Annotated in this window: 18 protein-coding genes and 2 pseudogenes; 14 read left to right on the top strand and 6 right to left on the bottom strand. The window is 63.7% G+C overall.

Going from position 1 to position 24,338, the window contains the following annotated elements; translation table 11 throughout:
- Positions 1 to 90: 90 nt before the first annotated feature.
- From ACVIYL_RS05330 to ACVIYL_RS05340, 3 genes are all read right to left on the bottom strand, one after another.
- Positions 91 to 1,278 carry an acetyl-CoA C-acyltransferase gene (locus ACVIYL_RS05330; RefSeq protein WP_057016016.1) on the bottom strand — a complete coding sequence of 396 codons (1,188 nt, stop codon included), beginning with the start codon at positions 1,276 to 1,278 and terminating at the stop codon, positions 91 to 93.
- On the bottom strand, positions 1,275 to 2,963 hold the full coding sequence (gene pimA, locus ACVIYL_RS05335) for a dicarboxylate--CoA ligase PimA (protein WP_456777928.1): 1,689 nt from the start codon (positions 2,961 to 2,963) through the stop codon (positions 1,275 to 1,277). The genes ACVIYL_RS05330 and pimA overlap by 4 nt, the downstream gene beginning before the upstream one ends.
- Positions 2,964 to 3,106: 143 nt before the next feature.
- On the bottom strand, positions 3,107 to 5,203 hold the full coding sequence (locus tag ACVIYL_RS05340) for a 3-hydroxyacyl-CoA dehydrogenase NAD-binding domain-containing protein (RefSeq protein ID WP_456777929.1): 2,097 nt from the start codon (positions 5,201 to 5,203) through the stop codon (positions 3,107 to 3,109).
- 485 nt (positions 5,204 to 5,688) lie between these two features.
- On the opposite strand from ACVIYL_RS05340, the pseudogene ACVIYL_RS05345 reads away from it, so the two are divergent.
- From ACVIYL_RS05345 to ACVIYL_RS05395, 11 genes and pseudogenes are all read left to right on the top strand, one after another.
- Positions 5,689 to 6,522, top strand: a pseudogene (locus ACVIYL_RS05345) (IclR family transcriptional regulator); the annotation flags it as partial.
- A 69-nt stretch (positions 6,523 to 6,591) separates the two neighbouring features.
- A complete protein-coding gene (locus ACVIYL_RS05350) occupies positions 6,592 to 7,389 on the top strand; it encodes an ABC transporter ATP-binding protein (RefSeq protein ID WP_016847575.1) in 798 nt (265 codons plus the stop codon).
- The gene (locus ACVIYL_RS05355) at positions 7,386 to 8,099 is read left to right on the top strand and encodes an ABC transporter ATP-binding protein (RefSeq protein WP_038384532.1); all 714 of its coding nucleotides are present in this window, start codon (positions 7,386 to 7,388) and stop codon (positions 8,097 to 8,099) included. Before ACVIYL_RS05350 ends, ACVIYL_RS05355 begins: the two co-directional genes overlap by 4 nt.
- A 13-nt stretch (positions 8,100 to 8,112) precedes the next feature.
- On the top strand, positions 8,113 to 8,991 hold the full coding sequence (locus ACVIYL_RS05360; RefSeq protein ID WP_028339071.1) for a branched-chain amino acid ABC transporter permease: 879 nt from the start codon (positions 8,113 to 8,115) through the stop codon (positions 8,989 to 8,991).
- A gap of 2 nt (positions 8,992 to 8,993) precedes the next feature.
- Entirely contained in the window at positions 8,994 to 10,016 is a 1,023-nt protein-coding gene (locus ACVIYL_RS05365) for a branched-chain amino acid ABC transporter permease (protein ID WP_456777930.1), read from the top strand.
- Between the two features lie 29 nt (positions 10,017 to 10,045).
- Entirely contained in the window at positions 10,046 to 11,275 is a 1,230-nt protein-coding gene (locus ACVIYL_RS05370) for an ABC transporter substrate-binding protein (protein WP_283065299.1), read from the top strand.
- A 118-nt stretch (positions 11,276 to 11,393) separates the two neighbouring features.
- Entirely contained in the window at positions 11,394 to 12,620 is a 1,227-nt protein-coding gene (locus tag ACVIYL_RS05375) for an ABC transporter substrate-binding protein (protein ID WP_456777931.1), read from the top strand.
- Between the two features lie 280 nt (positions 12,621 to 12,900).
- A pseudogene (locus tag ACVIYL_RS05380) lies at positions 12,901 to 14,126 on the top strand (ABC transporter substrate-binding protein).
- 161 nt (positions 14,127 to 14,287) lie between these two features.
- Complete coding sequence (locus tag ACVIYL_RS05385) at positions 14,288 to 15,514, top strand: ABC transporter substrate-binding protein (RefSeq protein WP_456777932.1); 1,227 nt, start codon at positions 14,288 to 14,290, stop codon at positions 15,512 to 15,514.
- A gap of 266 nt (positions 15,515 to 15,780) precedes the next feature.
- Positions 15,781 to 17,013 (top strand): ABC transporter substrate-binding protein, encoded by a 1,233-nt coding sequence (locus ACVIYL_RS05390; protein ID WP_253625106.1) that lies wholly within the window; start codon positions 15,781 to 15,783, stop codon positions 17,011 to 17,013.
- Positions 17,014 to 17,035: 22 nt separating this feature from the next.
- Positions 17,036 to 18,319, top strand: coding sequence for a glycerate kinase type-2 family protein (locus tag ACVIYL_RS05395; RefSeq protein ID WP_253604882.1), 1,284 nt, complete (start codon positions 17,036 to 17,038; stop codon positions 18,317 to 18,319).
- Here the strand turns inward: ACVIYL_RS05395 and ACVIYL_RS05400 are convergent.
- Positions 18,316 to 19,545 (bottom strand): GNAT family N-acetyltransferase, encoded by a 1,230-nt coding sequence (locus tag ACVIYL_RS05400; RefSeq protein WP_456781782.1) that lies wholly within the window; start codon positions 19,543 to 19,545, stop codon positions 18,316 to 18,318. The genes ACVIYL_RS05395 and ACVIYL_RS05400 overlap by 4 nt on opposite strands.
- 212 nt (positions 19,546 to 19,757) lie before the next feature.
- Between ACVIYL_RS05400 and ACVIYL_RS05405 the strand changes: the two genes are divergently transcribed.
- A complete protein-coding gene (locus ACVIYL_RS05405) occupies positions 19,758 to 20,483 on the top strand; it encodes a phosphorylase family protein (protein WP_168857608.1) in 726 nt (241 codons plus the stop codon).
- Between the two features lie 51 nt (positions 20,484 to 20,534).
- Here the strand turns inward: ACVIYL_RS05405 and ACVIYL_RS05410 are convergent, their stop codons facing one another.
- A complete protein-coding gene (locus tag ACVIYL_RS05410; protein WP_057016007.1) occupies positions 20,535 to 21,704 on the bottom strand; it encodes a saccharopine dehydrogenase family protein in 1,170 nt (389 codons plus the stop codon).
- A 314-nt stretch (positions 21,705 to 22,018) separates the two neighbouring features.
- Between ACVIYL_RS05410 and ACVIYL_RS05415 the strand changes: the two genes are divergently transcribed.
- On the top strand, positions 22,019 to 22,504 hold the full coding sequence (locus tag ACVIYL_RS05415; RefSeq protein WP_028339081.1) for an adenosine-specific kinase: 486 nt from the start codon (positions 22,019 to 22,021) through the stop codon (positions 22,502 to 22,504).
- Between the two features lie 90 nt (positions 22,505 to 22,594).
- On the opposite strand, the gene ACVIYL_RS05420 is transcribed toward ACVIYL_RS05415, so the two are convergent.
- The gene (locus ACVIYL_RS05420) at positions 22,595 to 23,113 is read right to left on the bottom strand and encodes a MarR family winged helix-turn-helix transcriptional regulator (RefSeq protein ID WP_028336531.1); all 519 of its coding nucleotides are present in this window, start codon (positions 23,111 to 23,113) and stop codon (positions 22,595 to 22,597) included.
- A 179-nt stretch (positions 23,114 to 23,292) separates the two neighbouring features.
- Here ACVIYL_RS05420 and ACVIYL_RS05425 point away from each other — a divergent pair, with 179 nt between their 5' ends.
- Complete coding sequence (locus ACVIYL_RS05425; RefSeq protein WP_028336532.1) at positions 23,293 to 24,333, top strand: branched-chain amino acid ABC transporter permease; 1,041 nt, start codon at positions 23,293 to 23,295, stop codon at positions 24,331 to 24,333.
- Positions 24,334 to 24,338: the final 5 nt, after the last annotated feature.

Genomic DNA, 24,338 nt, shown 5'->3' on the forward strand with positions numbered 1-24,338 from the left:
CCGGCTTTCGCGTTTGACAAAGCCGGCTGCCGCATGTGCCCAAAGAGAAGCCGCGGCGTATGGGTCCCGGCTTTCGCCGGGACGACAATCCTACTGCAACACCTCGAACAGGCCGGCCGCGCCCATGCCGCCACCGACGCACATGGTGACAACTGCGTACTTGGCCTTGCGGCGGCGGCCCTCGATCAGCGCGTGGCCAGTGAGCCGCGCACCCGACATGCCGTAGGGATGGCCGACCGAAATCGCGCCGCCATTGACGTTGATCTTCTCCGGATCGATGCCGAGCTTGTCGCGGCAGTACAGCACCTGCACCGCGAAGGCCTCGTTGAGCTCCCAGAGATCGATATCGTCGACCTTGAGGCCATGACGCTTCAGGAGCCGCGGCACCGCGAACACCGGGCCGATGCCCATCTCGTCCGGCTCGCAGCCGGCGGAGACGAAGCCGCGGAAGATCCCGAGCGGCTTCAGCCCGCGCTTGGCGGCTTCCTTGTCGCTCATGATCACGGAGGCGCTGGCGCCGTCCGAGAGCTGGCTGGCATTGCCGGCGGTGATGGTGAAACCGTCGCCGCGCACCGGCTTGAGGCTGGCAAGCCCTTCGGCCGTGGTCTCCGGCCGCGGACCTTCGTCCTGCGACAGCGTCACCTCTTTCATCGTGACGGCACCGGTCGCCTTGTCGGTGACCGCCATCATGGTGGTGATCGGCGCGAGCTCTTCCTTGAACTTGCCGCCCTGCTGCGCGGCCGCGGTGCGGCGCTGGCTTTCCAGCCCATACTCGTCCTGCCTCTCGCGCGAGATGTTGTAGCGCTTGGCGACGATCTCGGCAGTGTCGATCATGGGCATGTAGACCTCGCCCTTGATCTTGAGCAGCGCCGGATCCTGGGCGTGGAAGGAATTCATCTTGTCGTTCTGCACCAGCGAGATCGATTCACCGCCGCCGCCGACCGCGATCTCGACGCCGTCGAAGATCACCGAGCGTGCGGCGAGCGCAATCGCCTGCAGGCCGGAGGCGCATTGGCGGTCGATCGTGGTGCCGGCAACGGTCACCGGCAACCCGGCGCGGAGCAGTGCTTTGCGCGCGATGTTGCCGCCGGTCGCGCCCTGCTGCATCGCCGCGCCCATCACCACGTCCTCGATCTCCTTCGGATCGACCTTGGCGCGCGCCACCGCTTCGCCGATCGCGTGCCCGAGCAGGGTCGCGCCCTCGGTGACGTTGAGCGCGCCGCGATAGGCCTTGCCGATCGGTGTGCGGGCGGTGGAGACGATAACGGCGTCGGTCATGGGCGGAATCCTGATGCGGTCTGTTGTTGCGTGGATTGAGATGTCTTGGGCTGCTGCTGGCGCAATTCGTGACGCGACAACTTTCCAACCGGGGTGCGCGGCAGTTCGTCGACGAACTCGACGGCCGCCGGCAATTCATGCTTGCCCACCTTGCCGGTGAGGAACGCGCGCAGCTCGTCGATCGAGAACGCCGGCTGCCCGTCGCGCAGCTTGATGAAGGCCTTTGCCGCCTCGCCGCGGTAATCGTCGGGAATGCCGATCACGATCACCTCCTGCACGGCGGGATGGGTGTAGATCGCCTGCTCGATCATCTGCGGATAGACGTTGAAGCCGCCGGAGATGATCATGTCCTTCTTGCGGTCCACCAGATAGAAATAGCCGTCGGCGTCCATGTAGCCGATGTCGCCGGTGAGGAAGCGGTCGCCGACGAAGGCCTCAGCGGTCTCCGCCGGCCTGTTCCAGTAGCCCTTGGTGACGTTCGGGCCGCGGATACGGATTTCACCGACCTCGCCGACCGGCATCACCCTGGTGGAATCCTCCAGCGACACCACGTCCATCTCGATGCCGGGCAGCATCAGCCCGATCGAGCCCGGCTTCTCCGGTCCCTCCTTGGGATGGCCGGTGCCGGGCGAGCAGGTCTCGGTCATGCCCCAGCCGCTCTTCAGCTTCATGCCGACGCGGCGCTCGAAGATCTTCGCGACCTCGACCGGCAGCGGCGCGCCGCCGGAGCCGGCGACCACCAGCGAAGAGAGATCGCGCTTGTCGAGATCGGGCAGCGAGGCGATCGCGATCCACATCGTCGGCACGCCGGGAAACACCGTCGCGCGCTTGACCTCGATGTCGCGCATCACGGCCTCGACGTCGAAGCGCTGGTGCAGCGAGATCAGATGGCCGCGCCGGATCGCCGACAGCAGCACGACGGTCAGTGCGTAGATGTGAAACAGCGGCAGTACGCAGATCACGCGCTCGATCGCATTGCGTTCGAGCCGCCCGGGCTTGCCCCAGACGTCGTAGATCGACACCGCCGCGGTGAGATTGCCGTGGCTGAGCATTGCGCCCTTGGGCAGGCCCGTGGTGCCGCCGGTATATTGCAGCAGCGCGACGTCCTCGACGTCGACCGCCGGCCATTGCGACGGCCTGGTCGCGCCGTCGATGAACTGGCGGTGGGTGATGATGGCGGGATTGTCGGGCAGCGCGGTTTGCGGCGTGCCGACCTTGCCCCAATTGTCGTCCTCGCAGACGATCAGACGGTCGAGCAGACCCTTGGCGAGGAATTTCAGCGCGGTCGGCAACAGCGCCGACAAATTGCTGGTGACCAGCACCCGCGCGCCTGAATCGGACAGCTTGTGCGACAGCGCGATCTCGCCGTCGAGCGGCGACAGATGCACGACGCGGGCGCCGGCCTTCAGCGCGCCGAAGAAATTGATCGGATGGTCAGGCGAATTGCCGAGGAACAGCGCGACCGAGGTGCCCTTGCCGTAGCCGGCCCGCATGAAGGCCGCAGCGGCGGTCTCGACCAGGGCCTCCAACTCGGCGTAGCTGATCGGCCGGTCGCGGAATTCGAGCACCGGGCGCGCGCCGAACTCGGCGGCGGCGCTCGACAGCAGGTCCGGCAGCGTGCCGCGCGTGATCTCGTCGCTCCACTGCACGCCCTTGGGATAATATTGTTCGCCGGGATAGGTCATGAAAACCAGACTCTGGAAACTGTCATTCCGGGGCAAGCGCAGCGTGAACCTAAGATGCGCAATTTGCGCATCGAGGAATCTCGAGATTCCGGGTCTGCGCCTTACGGCGCATCCCGGAATGACACGTGGTTACAGTCGCTCGATCACGCCGCCTTCGACGGCGCGGCGAGCGAGGCGAAGGTCTTGCCCTCGTCGGCGAGCTTCTTGAGCAGCGGCGCCGGCTCAAGCGAGGGATCGTTGGTCTCCTTGGCGTAGAAGGCCAGACGATCGGCGATGTGCTTGAGGCCGACGGTGTCGGCCCAGAACATCGGACCGCCGCGATAGATCGGCCAGCCATAGCCATAGAGCCAGACCACGTCGATATCCGACGGACGCGCCGCGATGCCCTCGGCGAGGATCTTCGCGCCTTCGTTGATCATCGGGTACATCATGCGCTCGAGGATCTCGTCGTCGCTGACGACGCGCTTCTTGCGGCCGAGGCGCGCCAGCGTCTCGTCGATCAGCTTCTCGACCTCCGGATCGGGCAGCGCGGCGCGCGAGCCCGCCTCGTACTTGTAGTAGCCCTTGCCGGTCTTCTGGCCGAAGCGGCCGGCTTCGCAGAGCGCGTCGGCGATCTCCGACTTGATGCCGCGGTCCTTGCGCGAGCGCCAGCCGATATCGAGACCGGCGAGATCGCCCATCGCGAACGGGCCCATCGGCATGCCGAACTTGGTCACCACGGCGTCGACCTGCTGCGGCAGGGCGCCTTCGAACAACAGCTTCTCGGACTGCTTGCCGCGCTGCGCCAGCATGCGGTTGCCGACGAAGCCGTCGCAGACGCCGACCACTGCCGGCACCTTGGCGATCTTGCGGGCGATCGAGACGGCGGTGACCAGCGCGTCCGGCGCGGTCTTGTCGGCGCGCACGATCTCGCACAGCTTCATGACGTTGGCCGGCGAGAAGAAGTGCATGCCGAGCACGTCCTGCGGACGCTTGGTCGACTTCGCGATCTCGTCGATGTTGAGATAGGAGGTGTTGGAGGCCAGCACCGCGCCCGGCTTGGCGTACTGGTCGAGCTTGCCGAACACTTCCTTCTTGACCGCCATGGTCTCGAACACCGCCTCGATCACGAGATCGGCGTCGCCGACGTTCTCGATGCCGACGACGCCGTTGATCAGCGCCATCCGCTTGGCGGGCGCGTCCGCCGGGATGCCGCCGCGCGCGGCGGTCGCCTCGTAGTTCTTCTGCATGATGCCCATGCCGCGCTTGAGCTGCTCCTCGCCGGTCTCGATCAGGGTGACCGGGATGCCGGCATTGGCGAACGACATCGCGATGCCGCCGCCCATGGTGCCGGCGCCGAGGATGGCGACGCGCGCTACGTTGCGGCCCTTGGTGCCCTCGGGAACGCCGGAGATCTTGGCGGCTTCGCGCTCGGCGAAGAACGCGTAGCGCTGTGCCTTGGACTGGTCGCCGTTCATCAGCTTGAAGAAGCCCTCGCGCTCCTTCTTCAGGCCCTCATCGAAGGGCAGGTCGATCGCGGCGCCGACGGCGTCGGCAGCGGCGAACGGCGCCTCGAGGCCGCGCGACTTCTTGGTCAGCGCAGCGACCGCATTGGTGAAGATCGAACGATCGGCCTTGGCCGCGGCGAGCTTGCTGTCGTCGTCGCGCAGCTTGCGCAGCGGACGCTTCTCGGCGACCACCTTGCGCGCGAATGCCTCACCGCCCGAAGCCGGTCCCTCGACGATCTCCTCGATCAGGCCGGCCTTCAGCGCCGCGTCCGCGCCGATCGGATCGCCGCCGACGATCATCTTGACCGCGAGCTCGGGACCGACCGCGCGCGGCAGGCGCTGGGTGCCGCCGGCGCCGGGCAGCAGGCCGAGCTTCACCTCGGGCAGACCGAGCTTGGCGTCCTTGGTGGCGACACGGTAGTGGCAGGCCAGCGCGACCTCGAGGCCGCCGCCGAGCGCGGTGCCGTGGATGGCGGCAACGATCGGCTTCGGCGAGCTCTCCATCAGGCTCAGCACTTCGGCGAGCCCGGGCGGCTTCGGCGGCTTGCCGAATTCGGTGATGTCGGCGCCGGCGATGAAGGTACGGCCGGCGCAGGTCAGCACGATGCCCTGGACCTGCGCATCATCGATCGCACTCTTGATGCATTCGAAGATGCCGCCGCGCACCGCGGCGCTCAGCGCATTCACAGGCGGACTGTTAACCGTGACGACGGCAATATTGTCATGACGTTCGAGCTTGACGACTTCACTCACCGGGACTCTCCCTGGATGCTTGTTCTTGGACTTGTGTTGAGTAGCTGCACGACTTGCGTTGAGCCGCTACGATTAGACCAATTTCGCACTGCGAAATTTAATTCCACATCTTGACATGGAGGGTTATTTTGAAGCACGTGCCTTGTCAACGAGCATGACAAGGGCAGGGCAAGGATAGGGATGAAGCGCGCTAGCAAGAAAGCCGCGACCGATCGCAATTTACGGCAATCGACCGACCTTCTCGCTGCTCCTGGACGATGCGTTCATATTGGTGATCGCGAGAGCGACATCTATGAGCTGTTTTGCCTGGCCGAGGAGGTCGGAACGCATTTCCTGGTGCGAACCTGTGTTGATCGGCTTGCCGGGGACGGCAATCATACAATTGCCGACGAAATGGACGAGGTGACGATCAAGGGTCTACATCGGATCAAGGTCAAGGACGACAAAGGCGATCCCGACGACGCCGTTCTTGAGATCAGGTACCGCAAGATTTCGTCGTCGCGCTTTCCCGCGGACTGGACGTCCTGCGCGCATTCCAACCCAATGACGGGCTGCTCGGCAACCAGGAGATTGCGGCCCGCACCAAGTTACCGAAGCCAACCATTTCCCGGCTGACCTACACGCTGACCAAGCTGGGATACCTTACACCTGTACCGAAGTTCGAGAAGTACCAGCTCGCGCCGTCGGCGATGGCACTCGGCTACGCCGCGCTCGCTAATCTCGGCGTTCGGCATTTGTCCGAGCCCTATCGAGAAGAAGTGATGCGCGCGACCGGCGGAGCGGTCGCCGTCGGCGGCCGCGACCGCCACAGCATGATTTATTTCGGCCAGAGCCGGAACGGCCTGGCGCTCGGCGTACAACTCGACGTCGGCTCGCGGGTGCCGATCGCAACCACCGCGATGGGGCGTGCCTATATTTGGGCATTGCCGCCCGACGAGCGCGCGGCTTTACTGCGTGAGTTGCGGGACCACTACGGCAGCCGCTGGGCCAAGATGCGCGACGGCATCGAGCGCTCCGGCGAGACGGTCGCGAAGCGCGGCTTCACGATGTCCGCAGGCGACTGGCAGAACGACGTCGCCGCAGTCGGCGTTGCATTGAGATTGAACGACGGAACCGGTCCTTTCGCCTTCAATTGCGGCGCGCCGGCATTCCGCTTCACGGAAGACAGATTGCTCAACGACATTGGACCTCGTCTTGTCGCGATGGTAAGGAACATCGAGCAGGCGCTCGGTGGAATGGCGCCGCAATCCAAAAAAGAAGAACGCAAAAAGACCAGAGTAGGAGGGAAAGTTGCACGTTTGGCCGAGGGGATCAGATAGCCTCCATCACGTCCAGCGAAACGCATCGCAGGGCCGCTCGCACCGCTCGAAGACGGCGGGCGAGACGAGATGACGCAGGCACAGCTCGCGCAGGGGAATGATCCCCTGCTCGCGGTTCGCGACGTCAGCGTCGTGTTCGGCGGCATCATCGCACTGAACGGCGTGTCGTTCGACATGCGCCATGGACAGATCCTCGGGCTGATCGGGCCGAACGGCGCCGGCAAGACGACGCTGTTCAATTGCCTGTCGCGGCTCTATCAGCCGTCGTCCGGCGACATCCTGATGGAAGGCAAGAGCATCCTGTCGCGCCCGCCGCACCGGATCGCCGAGATCGGCATCGGCCGCACCTTCCAGAACGTCGCGCTGTTCCCCAACCTGTCCGTGATCGACAATGTGCGCGTCGGCGCGCATGCGCGCACCTCGAGCGACATCGTCAGCGACTCGCTGCGCCTCGCCTGGGTCCGCCGCGGCGAGACCGACATGAACAAGAAGGTGCACGACATCCTCGGCTATCTCGATCTCGAGGACGTCGCCCACACCGTGGTCTCGGGACTTCCGTTCGGCACCCAGAAGCGCGTCGAACTTGCGCGCGCCTTGGCCGCGGATCCGAAGATCCTGCTGCTCGACGAGCCGGCCGGCGGCCTCAATCACGAAGAAGTCTATGTGCTCGGCGACCTGATCCGCAAAATCCGCGACGACCGCAAGATCACCGTGCTGCTGGTCGAGCATCACATGGGTCTCGTGATGTCGATCGCCGACCACGTCGTCGCGCTCAATTTCGGCCGCAAGCTTGCCGAAGGCACGCCGGCCCAGGTCCAGGCCGACCCTGATGTCATCAAGGCCTATCTGGGGAGCAAGGACCAATGACCACGATGCTCAACGTCAAGGACCTGCGCGCCTATTACGGCCAGGTCCAGGCCCTGCACGGCCTCTCCTTTTCGCTCAACGAGGGCTCGCTGACCACGCTGCTCGGCGCCAACGGCGCCGGCAAGACCACCACACTGCGGGCGATCTGCAACATGGTGCGCTCCACCGGCGCGATCGAGTTCGAGGGCAAGCCGATCGGCACGCGCTCGACCGAAAACGTGGTCCGCCTCGGCATCGCCCACGTGCCGCAGGGCCGCGGCACCTTCACCAACATGACGGTGGAGGAAAACCTGCAGCTCGGCGCCATCAGCCGCCCGGACAAGAAGGCGATCGGCGCCGACATCGAACGGATGTACGAGCATTTCCCGGTGCTGAAGCAGCGCTACACCCAGCAGGCCGGCACGCTGTCCGGCGGCGAGCAGCAGATGCTCGCGGTGGCGCGCGCGCTGATGCTGCGGCCGCGCCTGATGCTGCTCGACGAGCCGTCGTTCGGCCTCGCGCCGCTGATCGTGCGCGACCTGTTCCGCATCCTCGGCAAGATCAATCGCGAGGAAAAGGTGACCATCCTGGTGGTCGAGCAGAATGCGCAGCTCGCGCTCGAGCTCGCCGACCAGGCCTACGTGATCGAAACCGGACGGATCGTGATGTCGGGCAATGCCAAGGACATCGCGAACAACGAAGACGTCCGCAAATCCTATCTCGGCTACTGAGGGAGCTGGCACAATGGAGCTTTTTGCCAACCAGGTCCTGGCCGGCATCGCCACCGGCGCGATCTATGCCTGCATGGCGCTCGCGGTGGTCATGATCTACCAGGCCATCGACCATCTGAATTTCGCCCAGGGCGAAATGGCGATGTTCTCGACCTTCGTGTCCTGGCAGCTGATGCAATGGGGCGTGCCATATTGGGGCGCCTTCGTGCTCACCGTCGCCTTTTCGTTCGCCGCCGGCATCGTCATCGAGCGGTTGCTGTTCAAGCCGCTGGCGAAGGCGCCGATCCTGACCAACGTCGCCGGCTTCATCGCGCTCTACGCGATCATCAACTCGGTCGCCGGCCTGATCTGGGACTTCACCATCAAGCAGTATCCGACGCCGTTCGGTTCCTCACCGTTCCTCGGCAGCCAGCTGATCTCGACCCATCAGGCCGGCATGATCGGCATCACACTGTTGATGCTGCTCCTGCTGTTCTTCTTCTTCCGCTTCACCCGGGTCGGTCTTGCGATGCGCGCCGCCGCATCGCTGCCGGAATCGGCCCGGCTGGTCGGCATCAACACCTCGTGGATGATCGCGCTGGGCTGGGGCATGGCCGCCTCGATCGGCTCGATCGCCGGCATGATGATCGCACCTGTGGTGTTCCTCGAGCCTAACATGATGCTCGGCGTGCTGATCTATGGATTTGCCGCAGCCGTGCTCGGCGGCCTGTCGAGCCCGTTCGGCGCCGTCATGGGCGGCTTCCTGGTCGGCGTCTTCGAGAACCTCGTCGGCACCTACATCCCCGGCGTCGGCAATGAACTGAAACTTCCGATCGCGCTTGCGCTGATCATCGTCGTCCTGGTCGTGAAACCGGCAGGCCTGTTCGGCCGCGCCATCGTGAAGCGAGTTTGATCATGAGCGCCGCTGAAGAAGTCGAAGTCGTCACCGAAGGCCAGGCCGTCGAGGCCGTTCCCAAGCGCGCCATGACGCTGGGCTACGGCACCTCGCTCGTCGTGCTCGCCGCGCTGATCCTGATCCCGCTGTTCGTCAAGAACTTCATCATCTTCCAGATGACGATGCTTCTGATCTACGGCCTTGCGGTGCTGGCGCTCAACATCCTGACCGGCGGCTCCGGCCAGTTCTCGCTCGGCCAGAGCGCGTTCTACGCCGTCGGCGCCTACACCTCGGCGATCCTGATGGAGCATGCGGGCATGAACTATGCCCTCACGCTGCCGATCGCCGGCATCGTCTGCTTCGGCTTCGGCTTCCTGTTCGGCCAGCCGGCGCTGCGGCTTTCCGGCGTCTATCTGGCGCTCGCGACCTTTGCGCTAGCCACCGCGATGCCGCAGCTTCTGAAGCTGGGCTATTTCGAGCACTGGACCGGCGGCGTGCAGGGTCTCGTGGTCACCAAGCCGGATGCGCCGTTCGGCCTGCCGATGGGGCAGGACATGTGGCTGTATTACTTCACGCTGGTCGTCACGATCGCGATCTACGTGGCCTCGGTGAACCTGCTGCGCTCGCGCTCCGGCCGCGCCTTCATGGCGATCCGCGACAACGAGATCGCGGCCTCCGCGATGGGCGTCGACGTCGCGCTGTACAAGACGCTGGCGTTCGGCGTCTCGGCCGGCATAACCGGCGTTGCCGGCGGTCTCGGCGCCATCGCGGTGCAGTTCGTGGCGCCCGACGGCTACACCATCCAGCTCGCGATCTCGCTGTTCCTCGGCATGGTGGTCGGCGGCGTCGGCTGGCTGCCCGGCTCGATCGTAGGCTCCGCCTTCATCATCTTCGTGCCCAACATCGCCGAGGGTATTTCGAAGGGCCTTTCGGGCGCGGTGTTCGGCGTGCTGCTGTTCCTCGTCATCTTCCTCGTGCCGCACGGCGCCAGGCAGGTCGCGATCGTTGCCCAGCAACTGGCCGCAAAGTTCAAGAAAAACTGACAGCCTATAGAAGCAAACCAGGAGATATTATGCTTTCTACCGTTCGGATCGCCGCGATTTCCGCGGCGATCGTCGCTGTTGCCGCGACGTCCACTGCCGCATTCGCCCAAAAGAAATACGACACCGGCGCAAGCGATACCGAGATCAAGGTCGGCAACATCATCCCCTATTCGGGACCAGCCTCCGCCTACGGCGTGATCGGCAAGACCGAAGAAGCCTACTTCAAGATGATCAACGATCGCGGCGGCATCAACGGCCGCAAGGTCAATTTCGTCAGCTATGACGACGCCTATTCGCCGCCGAAAGCCGTCGAGCAGGTGCGCAAGCTGGTCGAGAGCGACGAGGTATTGCTCGTCTTCAACCCGCTCGGCACCCCGTCCAACACCGCGATCCAGAAATACCTGAATTCCAAGAAGATCCCGCAGCTGTTCGTCGCGACCGGCGCCACCAAGTGGAACGACCCGAAGAACTTCCCGTGGACCATGGGCTGGCAGCCGAGCTACCAGAGCGAAGCGCAGATCTACGCCAAGTGGCTGATGAAGGAGAAGCCCGACGCCAAGATCGCGATCCTCTATCAGAACGACGATTTCGGCAAAGACTACCTCAAGGGCACCAAGGACGGCTTTGGCGCCAAGGCGGCCTCCAGCATCATCATGGAGGAGAGCTATGAGATTTCGGAGCCGTCGATCGACGGCCACATCGTCAAGATCAAGGCCGCCAATCCCGACGTGCTGCTGATCTACACCACGCCGAAGTTCGGCGCGCAGACCATCAAGAAGACCGCCGAGCTCGGCTGGAAGCCGCTGCAGATCATCACCAACGTGTCGGCCTCGGTCGGCAGCGTGATGCAGCCGGCCGGCTTCGACAACGCGCAGGGCGTGCTGTCGGCGGCCTACGCCAAGGACGGTGCCGACGCACAGTGGAACAACGACCCCGGCATGAAGAAGTGGGCCGAGTTTCTCGACAAGTACATGCCGGGCGCCGACAAGACCGACGGCGGCTATGTGTACGGCTATGGCGCCGCACAGACGCTCGCCAAGGTGCTCGAAATGTGCGGCGATGATCTCACCCGCGCCAACGTCATGAAGCAGGCGGCGAGCCTGAAGGACTTTACGCCCGACACCCTGCTGCCCGGCGTCAAGATCAACACCTCGGCTACCGACTTCGCCCCGATCGCCCAGCTGCAGATGCAGCGTTTCAAGGGGCAGAAGTGGGAACTGTTCGGCGACATCATTTCCGGCGACGTCCCCTCCGAGTGACGTTGCACTGCGGGAATAAAACAACAGCCTCCGCGATATCCGTCGCGGGGGCTTTTTGTTGACGCCCCGCGCCGATGGTATTGAATACTCCAAACAAAGAACCCGAGGTGGGGAAACCATGACTGCCGCACGCCCGTCCCTGACGGCGCTGTTGTCCGCATTCGCTCTGATCCTGACGAGCTGCAATGTCGCGCAGGCGCAGAAGAAATACGACACCGGGGCCAGCGACACCGAGATCAAGATCGGCAACATCATGCCCTACAGCGGTCCCGCCTCGGCCTACGGCACGATCGGCAAGACCGAGGCCGCCTACTTCAGGATGATCAACGATGCCGGCGGCATCCACGGCCGCAAGATCAAGTTCATCTCCTACGATGACGGCTACTCGCCGCCCAAGACGGTGGAGCAGGCGCGCAAGCTGGTCGAGAACGACGAAGTGCTGCTGCTGTTCGGCTCGGTCGGGACCGCGACCAATGCGGCGATCCGGAAATACATGAACGAGAAGCAGGTGCCGCAGCTGTTCATCGCCTCAGGCGCCTCGAAGTGGAACGACCCGAAAGATTATCCGTGGACCATGGGCTGGCAGCCGTCCTACCAGGACGAGGCGCGGGTCTACGCAAAATACATCATGAAGCACAAGCCCGACGCCAAGGTCGCCGTGCTCTACCAGAACGACGATTTCGGCAAGGACTACCTCAAGGGCTTGAAGGACGCCTTCGGCGACAAGGCATCGATGATCGTCGCCGAGGAGGCCTACGAGACATCCGAGCCCACGGTCGACAGCCACATCATCAAGCTGAAGGCCGCCGGTGCCGACACATTCGTCAGCATCACGACGCCGAAATTCGCGGCACAGGCGATCAAGAAGGCGGCCGAGATCGCGTGGACGCCGTTGCAGATCGTCGCCAACGTCTCGGCCTCGGTCGGCGGCGTGATGCAGCCGGCGGGCTTCGAGAATTCGCAGGGTATCCTGTCGGCATCCTATCTCAAGGACGGCGCCGATCCGCAGTGGGACAAGGATGCCGGCATGGAGAAATTCCTCGCCTTCCTCAAGAAGAATTATCCCGACGCCAACAAGCTCGACGGCGCCACCTCGTTCGGCTACGCCGCCGCACAGACCATGGTGCAGGTGCTGGAGATGTGCGGCGACGACCTCACCCGCGCCAATGTCATGAAACAGGCCGCGAGCCTGAAGGATTTCGTCCCCGGCACGCTGCTGCCGGGCATCAGCATCAACACCTCGTCCACCGATTTCGCACCGATCAAGCAACTGCGCCTGATGCGGTTCAAGGGCGAAAGGTGGGAGCTGTTCGGGGACATCATTTCGAGCAATCTGAGCAACTGATCGTCACGTCGGTCTGTTCGATCCGCGCGCACAACTCAACGGCGTCGCTTTACTCGACAGCAATCTCTGCGGTTGGCGCCACGCATACGCGAACGCGTTGGCGGATTTTTGAGCAGCGGCCCGCCTTGAGGGCGGTCGACTAAAGACGCAGCCCCTGCGGCAATGCCGCAGGGGCTTTTCATTGAGACACCCCAGGTAAGATGATAGTTTTTACGACCAACAATGAGCTCTCGAAACAGGGGGCCGCGACACATCATCTGCAATCAGGGAGAGAAACGGCATGTCTGCAATACGACAATTGACGGCATTTGCTGCTGCGCTTGCGCTCGTCGCCGCATCCGGCAGCGCTGCGCTAGCCCAGAAGAAATACGACACCGGCGCCAGCGACACCGAGATCAAGATCGGCAACATCATGCCCTACAGCGGAGCGGCCTCCGCCTATGGCGTGATCGGCAAGACCGAGGAGGCCTATTTCCGCAAGATCAACGCCGAGGGCGGCATCAACGGCCGCAAGATCACCTTCATCAGCTACGACGACGCGTATACGCCGCCGAAGACCGTCGAGCAGGCGCGCAAGCTGGTCGAGAGCGACGAGGTGCTGTTGATCTTCAATTCGCTCGGCACGCCGCCGAATTCGGCGATCCAGAAATACATGAACCAGAAGAAGGTGCCGCAGCTGTTCGTCGCCACCGGCGCCACCAAGTGGAACGACCCGAAAGAGTTTCCCTGGACCATGGGCTGGCAGCCCAACTACCAGAGCGAGTCCATTATCTATGCAAAGTACATCCTGAAGAACAAGCCCGACGCCAAGATCGCGGTGCTCTACCAGAACGACGATTACGGCAAGGACTACCTGAAGGGATTCAAGGACGGGCTTGGCACCAAGGCAGCGACAATGATCGTCGCCGAGGACAGCTACGAGGTGACGGAGCCTACCATCGATTCCCACATCGTCAGGCTCAAGGCCTCCGGCGCCGACGTGTTCTTCAACATCACGACGCCGAAATTCGCGCGCAGGCGATCAAGAAGAATGCCGAGCTCAGCTGGAAGCCGCTGCACTTCCTCAACAACGTCTCCGGATCGATCGGCAGCGTGATCAAGCCCGCGGGCTTCGAGAACGCCCAGGACATCATCTCGTCGCAATATTTCAAGGATCCGACCGACGCGCAGTGGAAGACCGACAAGGCGATGATCGCCTGGAACGAATTCCTCGATAAATACTATCCGGAAGCGAACCGGTCCGATGCCTCCGTGATGTACGCCTATATCGTCTCGCAGGGCCTGGTCCACGTGCTCAAGGCCTGCGGCGACAATCTGACCCGCGAGAACATCATGAAGCAGGCGGCCAGCATTCGCGATTACGAGCCCGGCGGCCTGCTGCCCGGCGTCAAGGTCAACACCTCGGCGACCGATTTCGCGCCGCTTTCGCAACTGCAATTGATCCGCTTCAAGGGCGAGACCTGGGAGCGCTTCGGCGAAGTCTTGAGCGCCGACGTCGGCGGTTAGGCCGGTAAGGTCGACCAAAGATACCGCCCCTGCGGCGTTTGCCGCAGGGGCTTCTCATTGAGGCGAACCGCCTAAAATGATAATCACTGCAGCCAAATAAAGAGCTCTCCAAGCAAGAGGGCCGAGACACATGCGTCTGACAAACAGGGAGAGAGACATAGATGTCCGCTACCAAAAAACTTGCGGTCCTCGGGGCCGCGCTCGCGCTCGTCGCGACATCCGGCAGCGCTGCGCTTGCCCAGAAGAAATACGACACCGGCGCCAGCGATACCGAGATCAAGATCGGCAACATCATGCCCTACAGCGGCCCGGCGTCCGCCTATGGCGTCATCGGCCGCACCGAGGCCGCCTATTTCAAGAAGGTCAACGACGCCGGCGGCATCAATGGCCGCAAGATCAACTTCATCTCCTACGATGACGCCTACTCGCCGCCGAAGGCCGTGGAACAGGCCCGCAAGCTGGTCGAGAGCGACGAGGTGCTGCTGATCTTCAACTCGCTCGGCACGCCGTCGAACTCGGCGATCCAGAAATACATGAACTCCAAGAAGGTGCCGCAGCTGTTCGTCGCCACCGGCGCCACCAAGTGGAACGACCCGAAGGACTTTCCCTGGACCATGGGCTGGCAGCCCAACTACCAGAGCGAGACCCAGATCTACGCCAAGTACATCCTGAAGAACATGCCGAACGCCAAGATCGCCGTGCTCTACCAGAATGACGATTACGGCAAGGATTATCTGAAGGGGTTGAAGGACGGGCTCGGCCAGAGGGCCGCCAGCATGATCGTCGCGGAAGAAAGCTTCGAGACCTCCCAGCCGACCATCGACAGCAACATCGTCAAGCTGAAGGCGAGCAACGCCGACGTCTTCATCGACATCGCGACGCCGAAATTCGCGGCGCAGGCGATCAAGAAGGTCGCCGAGATCGGCTGGAAACCGACCCACTTCCTCAACAACGTGTCGGCCTCGGTCGGCAGCGTGATCAAGCCGGCCGGCTTCGAGAACGCGCAGGACATCATCTCCGCCGCCTACCTGAAGGACGCATCCGACAAGCAATGGGACAATGACCCCGGCATGAAGGAGTTCTACGCCTTCATGGCCAAGGACTTCCCCGAAGGCGACAAGCTCGACGGCGGCACCGTGGTCGGCTTCGGCGTGGCACAGACGCTGGTCCAGGTGCTGAAGCAGTGCGGCGACAACCTCACCCGCGAGAACATCATGAAGCAGGCCGCAAGCCTGAAGGACTTCCGCACCGAGGTGCTGCTGCCTGGCGTCAAGATCAACACCGCGGCAAACGATTTCGCGCCGATCAGCCAGCTGCAGCTGATGAAGTTCAAGGGCGAGAAATGGGAACTGTTCGGCGAGGTCATCAGCGCCGACGTCGGCGGCTGATTTCCCGCCGCCTCCCGACCGGGAATGGCCCCCTGCGATACCGTCGCAGGGGGCTTTTTGTTGGCGCGTTTTCGAACGAAGCGGGTACCGGTTCGCGCGAAAAAAACGCGTCGGAAACGGGAATTTAAGGCCATGGCCCTGCTCGCAGGCCGGCCCGGGCAATGCCTGCTTACACTTTACCCGGCAATACGCTAGGTAAACCGGCAAGACCCCCGACAAGAAACCGGCGCCCTTGCGCGGCGGCAACAACAAGGAGATTTCGGGAAATGCCGATGCCGATCCGACACCGTGTCGCAACCGCCCTGCTCGGCCTCGCCGTCGCCGCCGCGACCGGCAATGCCGCGTGGGCGCAGAAGAAATACGACACCGGTGCGAGCGACACCGAGATCAAGATCGGCAACATCGTGCCCTATAGCGGCCCGGCGTCGGCCTATGGCGTGGTCGGCAAGGCGATGGCCGCGGTGTTCAAGAAGGTCAACGACGACGGCGGCATCAACGGGCGCAAGATCACTTTCGTCTCCTATGACGACGCCTACTCGCCGCCGAAGGCCGTCGAGCAGGCCCGCAAGCTGGTCGAGAGCGACGAGGTGCTGTTCCTGTTCGGCACGCTCGGCACCGCCTCCAACACCGCGATCCAGAAATATCTCAACGCCAAGAAGGTACCGCAGCTGTTCGTCGCGACCGGCGCGACCAAGTGGAACGATCCGAAGGCCTTCCCCTGGACCATGGGCTGGCTGCCCAGCTACCAGAGCGAGTCGCGGATCTACGCGAAATATCTGCTCAAGGAGAAGCCCGCCACCAAGGTCGCGGTGCTCTACCAGAACGACGACATGGGCAAGGACTACCTCAAGGGGCTGGAAGACGGCTTCGCCAGCGATCCCGCGCGCGTCGTCGCCAAGGAGAGCTATGAAGTCGCCGAGCCGACGATCGATTCCCATGTGGTGCGGCTGAAATCCTCCAATCCCGACGTCATCGTCTTCTTCACCACGCCGAAATTCGGCGCCCAGGCGATCAAGAAGCTCGGCGAGATGAACTGGAAGCCGGTGACCATCGTCTCGAACGTCTCGGCCTCCACCGCGACCGTGATGCGTCCGGCCGGCCTCGACAATGCGCAGGGCGTGATCTCGGCCGCCTACGCCAAGGACGCCAGCGATCCGCAGTGGAAGGATGATGCCGGCATGAAGGCGTTCGACGAACTGCTCGCCAAATACATGCCCGACACCAACCGCGTCGATGCCTCGGCGATGACCGGCTACAACATGGCGACCACGATGGTCGAGGTGCTGCGCCGCTGCGGCGACGACCTCACCCGCGCCAATGTGATGAAGCAGGCGGCGAGCCTGAAGCAATTCGCGCAGGGCGGCCTGCTGCCCGGCGTGACGCTGTCGACCGGGCCTGCCGACTTCCAGCCGATCGAACAGCTCCAGCTGATGCAGTTCAAGGGCGAGCGCTGGCAATTGTTCGGCGACGTCATCAGCGGCGAAGTCGGCGGAAACTGACCGCGTTACATAAGGCACAACCATGACCGACCGTCGTTCTTTCCTGCGTTCGATCTTCGATGCCGCTGTGGCGGCTGCGCATCCCGATGTCGTGCTGGCGTCGCGGCTGCGGCCGGTGCCGAAGGGACGGGTGATCTGTCTCTGCGCAGGCAAGGGCGCCGCGGCGATGGCCGCGGCGGCCGAGCGGCATTATCTCGACGCGCTCGAGCTCGATCCGTCGCGGCTGGTCGGCATCGCCACCACCCGCCACGGCCATGGCGTGCCGACCCGCCGCATCAAGGTGGTCGAGGCCGGCCACCCGGTGCCCGACGAGGCCGGGCTCAAGGCGGCGGACGACACGCTGCAGCTCGCCGCGACAGCGACCCCGGACGATCTCCTGCTGGTGCTTTTGACCGGCGGCGGTTCAGCGAACTGGATCGCGCCGGTCGACGGCGTGAGCTTTACCCAGAAGCAGCAGGTCAACCGCGCACTGCTGCGCTCCGGCGCGCCGATCGGCGAGATGAACACCGTGCGCAAGCATCTCTCGCGCATCAAGGGCGGACGGCTGGCGCGCGCCGGCCAGCACGCGGCCGAGATCGTCACGCTGGCGATATCGGACGTGCCGCATGACGATCCCTCCGCGATCGCCTCCGGGCCGACGGTGCCGGATCCGACCACGCTGGCGGACGCCCGCGCACTGGTCGCCAAATACAATCTCTCCATCGACGACGCGGTCCGCCGCGCGCTCGACGATCCCGCGAACGAAAGCTGCAAGCCCGGCGATGCCGCCTTCGCGCGGGCGACATTCGAACTGCTGGCAAAGCCGAAGGCCTCGATCGACGCCGCGGTGAAGGTCGCGCGGGACGCCGGCTACGAGACCATCGCGCTCGGCGCCGATCTCGAAGGCGAGGCCCGCGAGATCGCGGCCGAGCATGCGCGGCTGGCGCTGAAGGCGCGCAGCGAAGGCAAGCGCGTTGCGATCATCTCCGGCGGCGAGCTGACGGTGACGGTGCGCGGCAATGGCCGCGGCGGCCCCAACCAGGAATACGCGCTGGCGCTGGCCGGCCTACTGAAGGATACACCCGACGTCTCGGCACTGGCCGCCGATACCGACGGCGCCGACGGCGGCGCTGGCAGCGCGACCGACCCGGCCGGCGCCGTGATCGACCAGGCGACATTCGCGAAGATGAAATCGATCGGCCTCGATCCGAAGGCCTATCTTGAGAACAACGATGCGACGGGGTTCTTCGCGCAGACCGGGGATTTGCTCCTGACCGGACCGACGCTGACCAACGTCAATGACGTGCGGGTGATTTTGGTGGATTAGGCCGTATCCTCGACGGACCCAAGGCCAGTCTCGGGCTGCGCCCAAAGCTCCTGATAGTTACGAAACTTCGCAAGCGTCTCGTCATATCGCGTCGGCTCGAGCACCGGCAAAATGCGCTTCAACACTGAGTTGATCGGCGCGGAGGTGTGCCGAACGTATAAGTCGATCGGATCAAGCAAGTGCCTCAGGTGCAGCTTTGGATCATAGTTCAGCCCGCTGCTGCGAAACCATTTGTACCCGTTGGCGATTGCCCAGCTCACCATGTCGCGAAACACATAATGATAGAGGTGCAGGTCTAAGGCGACATCGTAGTCGAGACCTATGTACTCCGCATAGATCGCGTCACCATGTACCATGCATGCGGCAAACGCGACGATCCGCTCGTTCTGACGCCAGAGGAAGAAGCGGACCTTGTCCCCCATCCGCCGCCCCAAGTCGCAGAAGTATTGTTCCGTCAGCTTCTCGAAGTGCAGTTTCGAACGCTGATAGACTTGGAAATACAATGGATAGATCTGCGCGATCACCGGCGTCGCGTCGTTGACGACGTTCATCTCGACGGATGGAGAGGCCCGCGCTGTCGCCTCAAACTTCTTGCGGAGTTTCTTGCGGGTTGCGCTGTTGAGCGCATGATTCATATAGTCATCGAAATTGGCGTAATCGATGCAAAGCCTGGTCATGGGCAGGCTGGGGATGCGGGTGAAGCCGTGAGCGATCAGGCAGTCGAGGATTGGTCGGTATCGCGCCGGAAACTCCTTGAGCACGATCAGCCGCGCCCCGAGCCTGCGAGCATGTATTGCAATCGTAGAGGCCAGAAGTTCCGCGCAGCCTCGATGGCAGGCCTTGTCCCCGTCAAGATGACCTTCCCCCGCGACGCACCCCACCATGAGCGCACGGGCGCGCATCAAACCTGGCCACATCCGGCGAATGGCGTCGATGATTCCGCCAAACCGCGGGCTCGCACCGGCCAGCAAATCCAGGTCCATTAGGAAGAATGGCTGTACAGCACAAACCTGATCAACCGCATCTTTGATGAGGAAATACCGGTAATCGAACTCGGGATGAAGGGTATCCTCGACCAACTCATAGTATCGATGATCCTTGCGCTCGCTCGCGAAGGCGAACTGCCAGCGCGGACAACGCTCCAAATCGTTCCGCACGATGACTTGGAGACGCGGCGGACATTGCATCGGCACGCGTCTCGTGAGGTCGCCGATTTGGCTCGTCAAGTGCGCTGTTGCAGCTTCCGGCACGATCTCACGCTCGCCACGGATCCCGGCCCTAGGCAGCATTTATCACGGCGCCAAAACAAAGCAGCTAACATATCCGTCAGAAACTAACTCGTTAGTCATTTGCGATTTGGCGTTGGAGCAGAACACTCCTGATACGACCCGCATGCGCGGACACTCGCCGTCCAGCGCGGCATCCGGGGAGCGGACTCATGGCAGCGGTGATTGGAGTCACGGGACTTGCGTTTGAGGCGCGGATCGCTGCAGACCTGCATACGCAGGCGATCTGCAGTGGCGATGGCAGCACGCTCGCGGAGTCTCTCGCGTCGGCAATTGCTGAGGATTGCTACGGTCTCATCAGCTTTGGCGTCGCGGGCGGCCTTTCGCCCGACCTCCCGGCAGGCGCATGCGTCGTAGCATCGACGATCGTTTCGGAAACGATTCAGCTCTTCACTGATCGGGACTGGTCGCAAGCCTTGCTTCGACTCATCCCCGGTTCGATTTATGGCCCTATTGCTGGTGTGACCACGGTCGCCATGCATCCAGAAGCGAAGCGCTCGCTGCATATGAGTACAGGCGCGCTGGCGGTCGATAACGAATCCCATGTGGCGGCGAGTGTCGCTGCAGCGCGCGGCCTCCCTATGACTGCCGTCCGCGTGATCATGGATCCGGCCGGTCGGCAGCTTCCTGCCGCCGCCCTGTCCGCAGTGCGTGCAAACGGGACGATCGATCTCGCCGCGCTGGTCCGTGCGACAATGAAACAGCCGAGCGAGTTACCGATGCTGCTTCGGACCAGTCTCGACGCACTGTCCGGATTTGCGGCACTGCTTCGCTGCCGTCAATTGCTTGGCCCTGGATTAGGGTTGCCTTCCTTGCAAGCAGAAGAGTCGGAGCCAAGTTCAAGTATCGTAGCGGACGATCGTATGATCGCCCTCTAGTCGCTTTTTTAGCCGAACGGGCTGCTATACCTGCCGACTGCGTGCGTGACCTCAACGCGCACTGAAAGTGAGGCCGGCGCGCTCCTTTAGACGCTTGCGCAAGGCCGGCCCCATCAGCGCGCCCGGCGTCCAGATGCCGCCCTCACCCTGCACGTCACGCACGACGCAGAGAGCGCTTTCGGTGATCATCTTGCTTGTCGAGCCATAGCCCGGATCGCGGTCGCCGGTGACAACGGCTTCGACCCGTCCACCATCCGGCACCTCGCCCAGAAAGAAGATGTCGTAGAAGCCCCTCTCGCGCGCTTCCCGGGTCGGGCCTGCGCCGCGTTTGAGACCGCCGGTCCCGAACAAGGACACCACCGTGGCGAACGTCTCCGTCGTCACGCTCGCGATGTCCCCAAGTCCCGGCGCCACCATCATCTCGTCATAAACGAAGTCCCTGCCGTAGGGATGGCCCAACAGGAAGTTCGTGCGGTGCACGTTCTTGGTGTTGATCGGCGCCATCGGGAACGGCACGAGCCACGCGTGCATGCTTGTGTCATATTCGGGGACGAGGCCCGACGGCTGAGACGGCCCAGTGAAGCCCGGCGTCAACGCGAAGGGATCGGTCAGCAGCCGGATCAGGGCCGGGTCGCGCGCCGCGGCGGCCAGCGTCGCCTGAGCGCTCGCCGCGGTGCCGCCAGACATGCCACCCCTCACCTTGCGTAGACGGGCCTTCACCCGCCGCGCCGGGCGTCCGAATTTCTCGCGCGCCTTCTCCTGCAACGTGAGCACACCGAGATCGAACGGGATGGAATCGAAGCCACAGGAGAAGACGATGCGCGCGCCGGTCCGTTTTGCCTCTTCGTGATGGGCGTCGATCATACCCCGCATCCAGCCCGGTTCGCCGCAAAGATCAACATAGGCCGTGCCGGTGGCCGCGCATGCCGCCACTAGCTCGGGACCGTGAAGCTGATAGGGCCCGACCGTGGTGACGACCACGGTCGCGCGCTCGCACATCGAACGCAGGCTGGCCGGCTCGGCGGCATCCGCCTTCACCAACGGCAAATCGTCCGGTGCGCCGATGTCGGCACGCACTTTCTGGAGTTTGTCGGTCGAGCGTCCCGCAATTGCCCAGGACGGAGCATCGTCGCCGCGATAGGATGTCGCCAGATATTCGGCGATGAGACCCCCGGTGTAACCCGTCGCGCCATAGACGATGAGGTCGAAGTCCCGCTTCACGGCGTTGATCCTCCTCGAGCCCCCGGAAGCGCTCCCTTCAGATCCGTTAGCAACGCTCGGTACGCTTCGCGGCCATTTGCGAGGGGCCGGGCAACAAACGGGCCATCGCGCTTGACGGAGGATACCACAATTGCCGCCCTTCGGCGCGCAACCTCCCGGCGATTTCCGGTCCCCCTTGAGAGCCGTCGTGAGTACGGACGCTGGTCGGCGTGAGCCGAAGCAGACAGCCGGCACATTTGAGCGCCTGTGGCCGCTTGCAAACGCCCTCCGACGGCCTACCATGGATTGGGGAGTTCGCGTGCAGGAGCGAAGCCATGGAACTCACCGTGGTGCCCATCGTCAAGCCGGATGAGACCAACTTCATCTTCGGCCAGTCGCATTTCATCAAGACCGTGGAAGACCTTCACGAAGCGCTGGTGGGCGCGGTTCCGCGCATCCGCTTCGGGTTGGCTTTCTGCGAGGCCTCCGGCAAGCGGTTGGTGCGCTGCTCCGGTAACGACGACGCCTCGCTCGCCCTGGCACGCGACAACGCATTGGCGATCGGCGCCGGTCACACCTTCCTGATTTTCCTCGGCGACGGGTTCTTTCCCGTCAACGTGCTCCCGGCGGTGCGCGCAGTGCCGGAGGTCTGCCGCATCTATTGCTCGACGGCCAATCCAACACAGGTGATCGTCGCGCAGACGGAGCTCGGGCGCGGCGTGCTCGGCGTGGTGGATGGCGCCTCGCCGCTGGGTGTCGAAACCGACGCCGACATTGCGTGGCGGAAGGATCTGCTGCGGAACATCGGCTACAAGCTTTAGACCGCGATGGTTCGCCGCCTGGCGGCGCCCGCATGCCGGATATGGATCAACCCAACGCGTCATTGCGAGCGGACGGGCCGTCGCGCTCTCTCAAAACTCCTGCGCGAGCTTCGCCAGCATCTCCAGCAGCGCGGCGTGGTTGGCCGGACCGAGCACCTCGATCAGCCGCGCCTCGTGCTTGTTGGCGACCAGCTTCTTGGCGCGCGCCAGCACGGCGCGGCCCTTGTCGGTCAGGACGAGGATGTGGGAACGGCGGTCGTTGGTGGAGCGCATCCGCGCGCAAAGGTCGCGGCTCTCCAGCGCGTCGAGCATCGCGACGAAATTCGGCCTGAGGATACCGAGCGTGTTGGCGATCTCGGTCTGGTTGCGGCCAGGATTCTTGTCGAGCAGGAGCAACACCGAGAACTGCGCCGGCGTCAGCTGCAGCGGCGCGACGCAGCGCAGGAAGTCCTCGAATACCCTGAGCTGCGCGCGCTTCAACGAATAGCCGAGCAATCCGGACAGTTCGCCCAGTTGCAGCATGCTGTCGTCCCCGGCAGAATCGGCCGGTTCCCTGCGCAGGGCCCGCGACGAACGGAGGGCATCGGTGGCGGTCTTGGAAACAGTCATCGCTCCAGGCTCGCAATCCCGCTACAAGAATCCCGCACGACACTCGGGGACCTTGAGATTATATCTAATAATTGTTATGGACTATATCAAATGTCGGCAGCTTTCAACAGCCGATATCGGCCGACCTGACCGGCACAACCGGTCGAGGCGGTCCGACGCTTGAGGGGGAGCGCTCGGCCTTGAACACAACGATCATGCTGTTCCTGCTGCAGGACGGCATCACCAATGGCGCGATCTACGCACTGCTGGGGCTGGCCCTGGTGCTGGTGTTCGCGGTCACGCGGGTGATCCTGATCCCGCAGGGCGAATTCGTCACCTACGGCGCGCTGAGCTACGCCATGCTGGCGACCGGCCAGGTGCCCGGCACAGCGCGGCTTGCGGTCGCGATGGGCCTCGTCGCCTTCGCCCTCGACCTGTTCTTCGCCCGCAACGCGCTGCATGCGCGGCTGGTGATCCGCTCGGTCGCGCTCAACATCGCCTTTCCCGTCGCGCTGCTCGGTCTGATTTACGCGCTGGTCGGTCCCGGCACGCCGATCGCCGTCAACATCGCGCTCGCGCTCCTGATCGTGGCGGCGATCGGGCTGTTCCTCTACCGCATCGCGTTCCAGCCGATCGCGCACACCTCCGTGCTGGTGCTGCTGATCGCCTCGGTCGGCTGCCATCTGGCGCTACAGGGCCTCGGCCTGGTGTTCTTCGGCGCCGAAGGCCTGCGCGCGCCTGCGCTGTCGAATGCCGCAGTAACCGCCGGCCCGCTGCGCTTCACCGGGCAGAGCCTTGCGGTCTACGGCCTGACGATCGGCTTCATCGTCGCCCTGTGGCTGTTCTTCGGCTACACCAAGACCGGCAAGGCGCTGCGCGCCACCGCGGTCAACCGCCTCGGCGCCCGCCTGGTCGGCATCCGCACCACGCTGTCGGGCCAGATCGCGTTCCTGCTCGCCTCCGTCATCGGCGCGATCTCCGGCATCCTGATCGTGCCGATCACGACGCTCTATTACGACACCGGTTTCCTGATCGGCCTGAAGGGTTTCATCGCCGCCATCATCGGCGGCCTGGTCAGCTATCCCCTGACCGCGGTCGCCGCCATCGTGGTCGGCATCGTCGAGGCCTTCTCATCGTTCTACGCCAGCAATTTCAAGGAAGTCATCGTGTTCACGCTGATCCTCCCCGTGCTCGTGTTGCGCTCGCTCGCGGCGCCCGAGGTCGAAGAAGAGAAGGATTGAGCGCG

The sequence above is a fragment of the Bradyrhizobium sp. USDA 3315 genome (assembly GCF_054056795.1).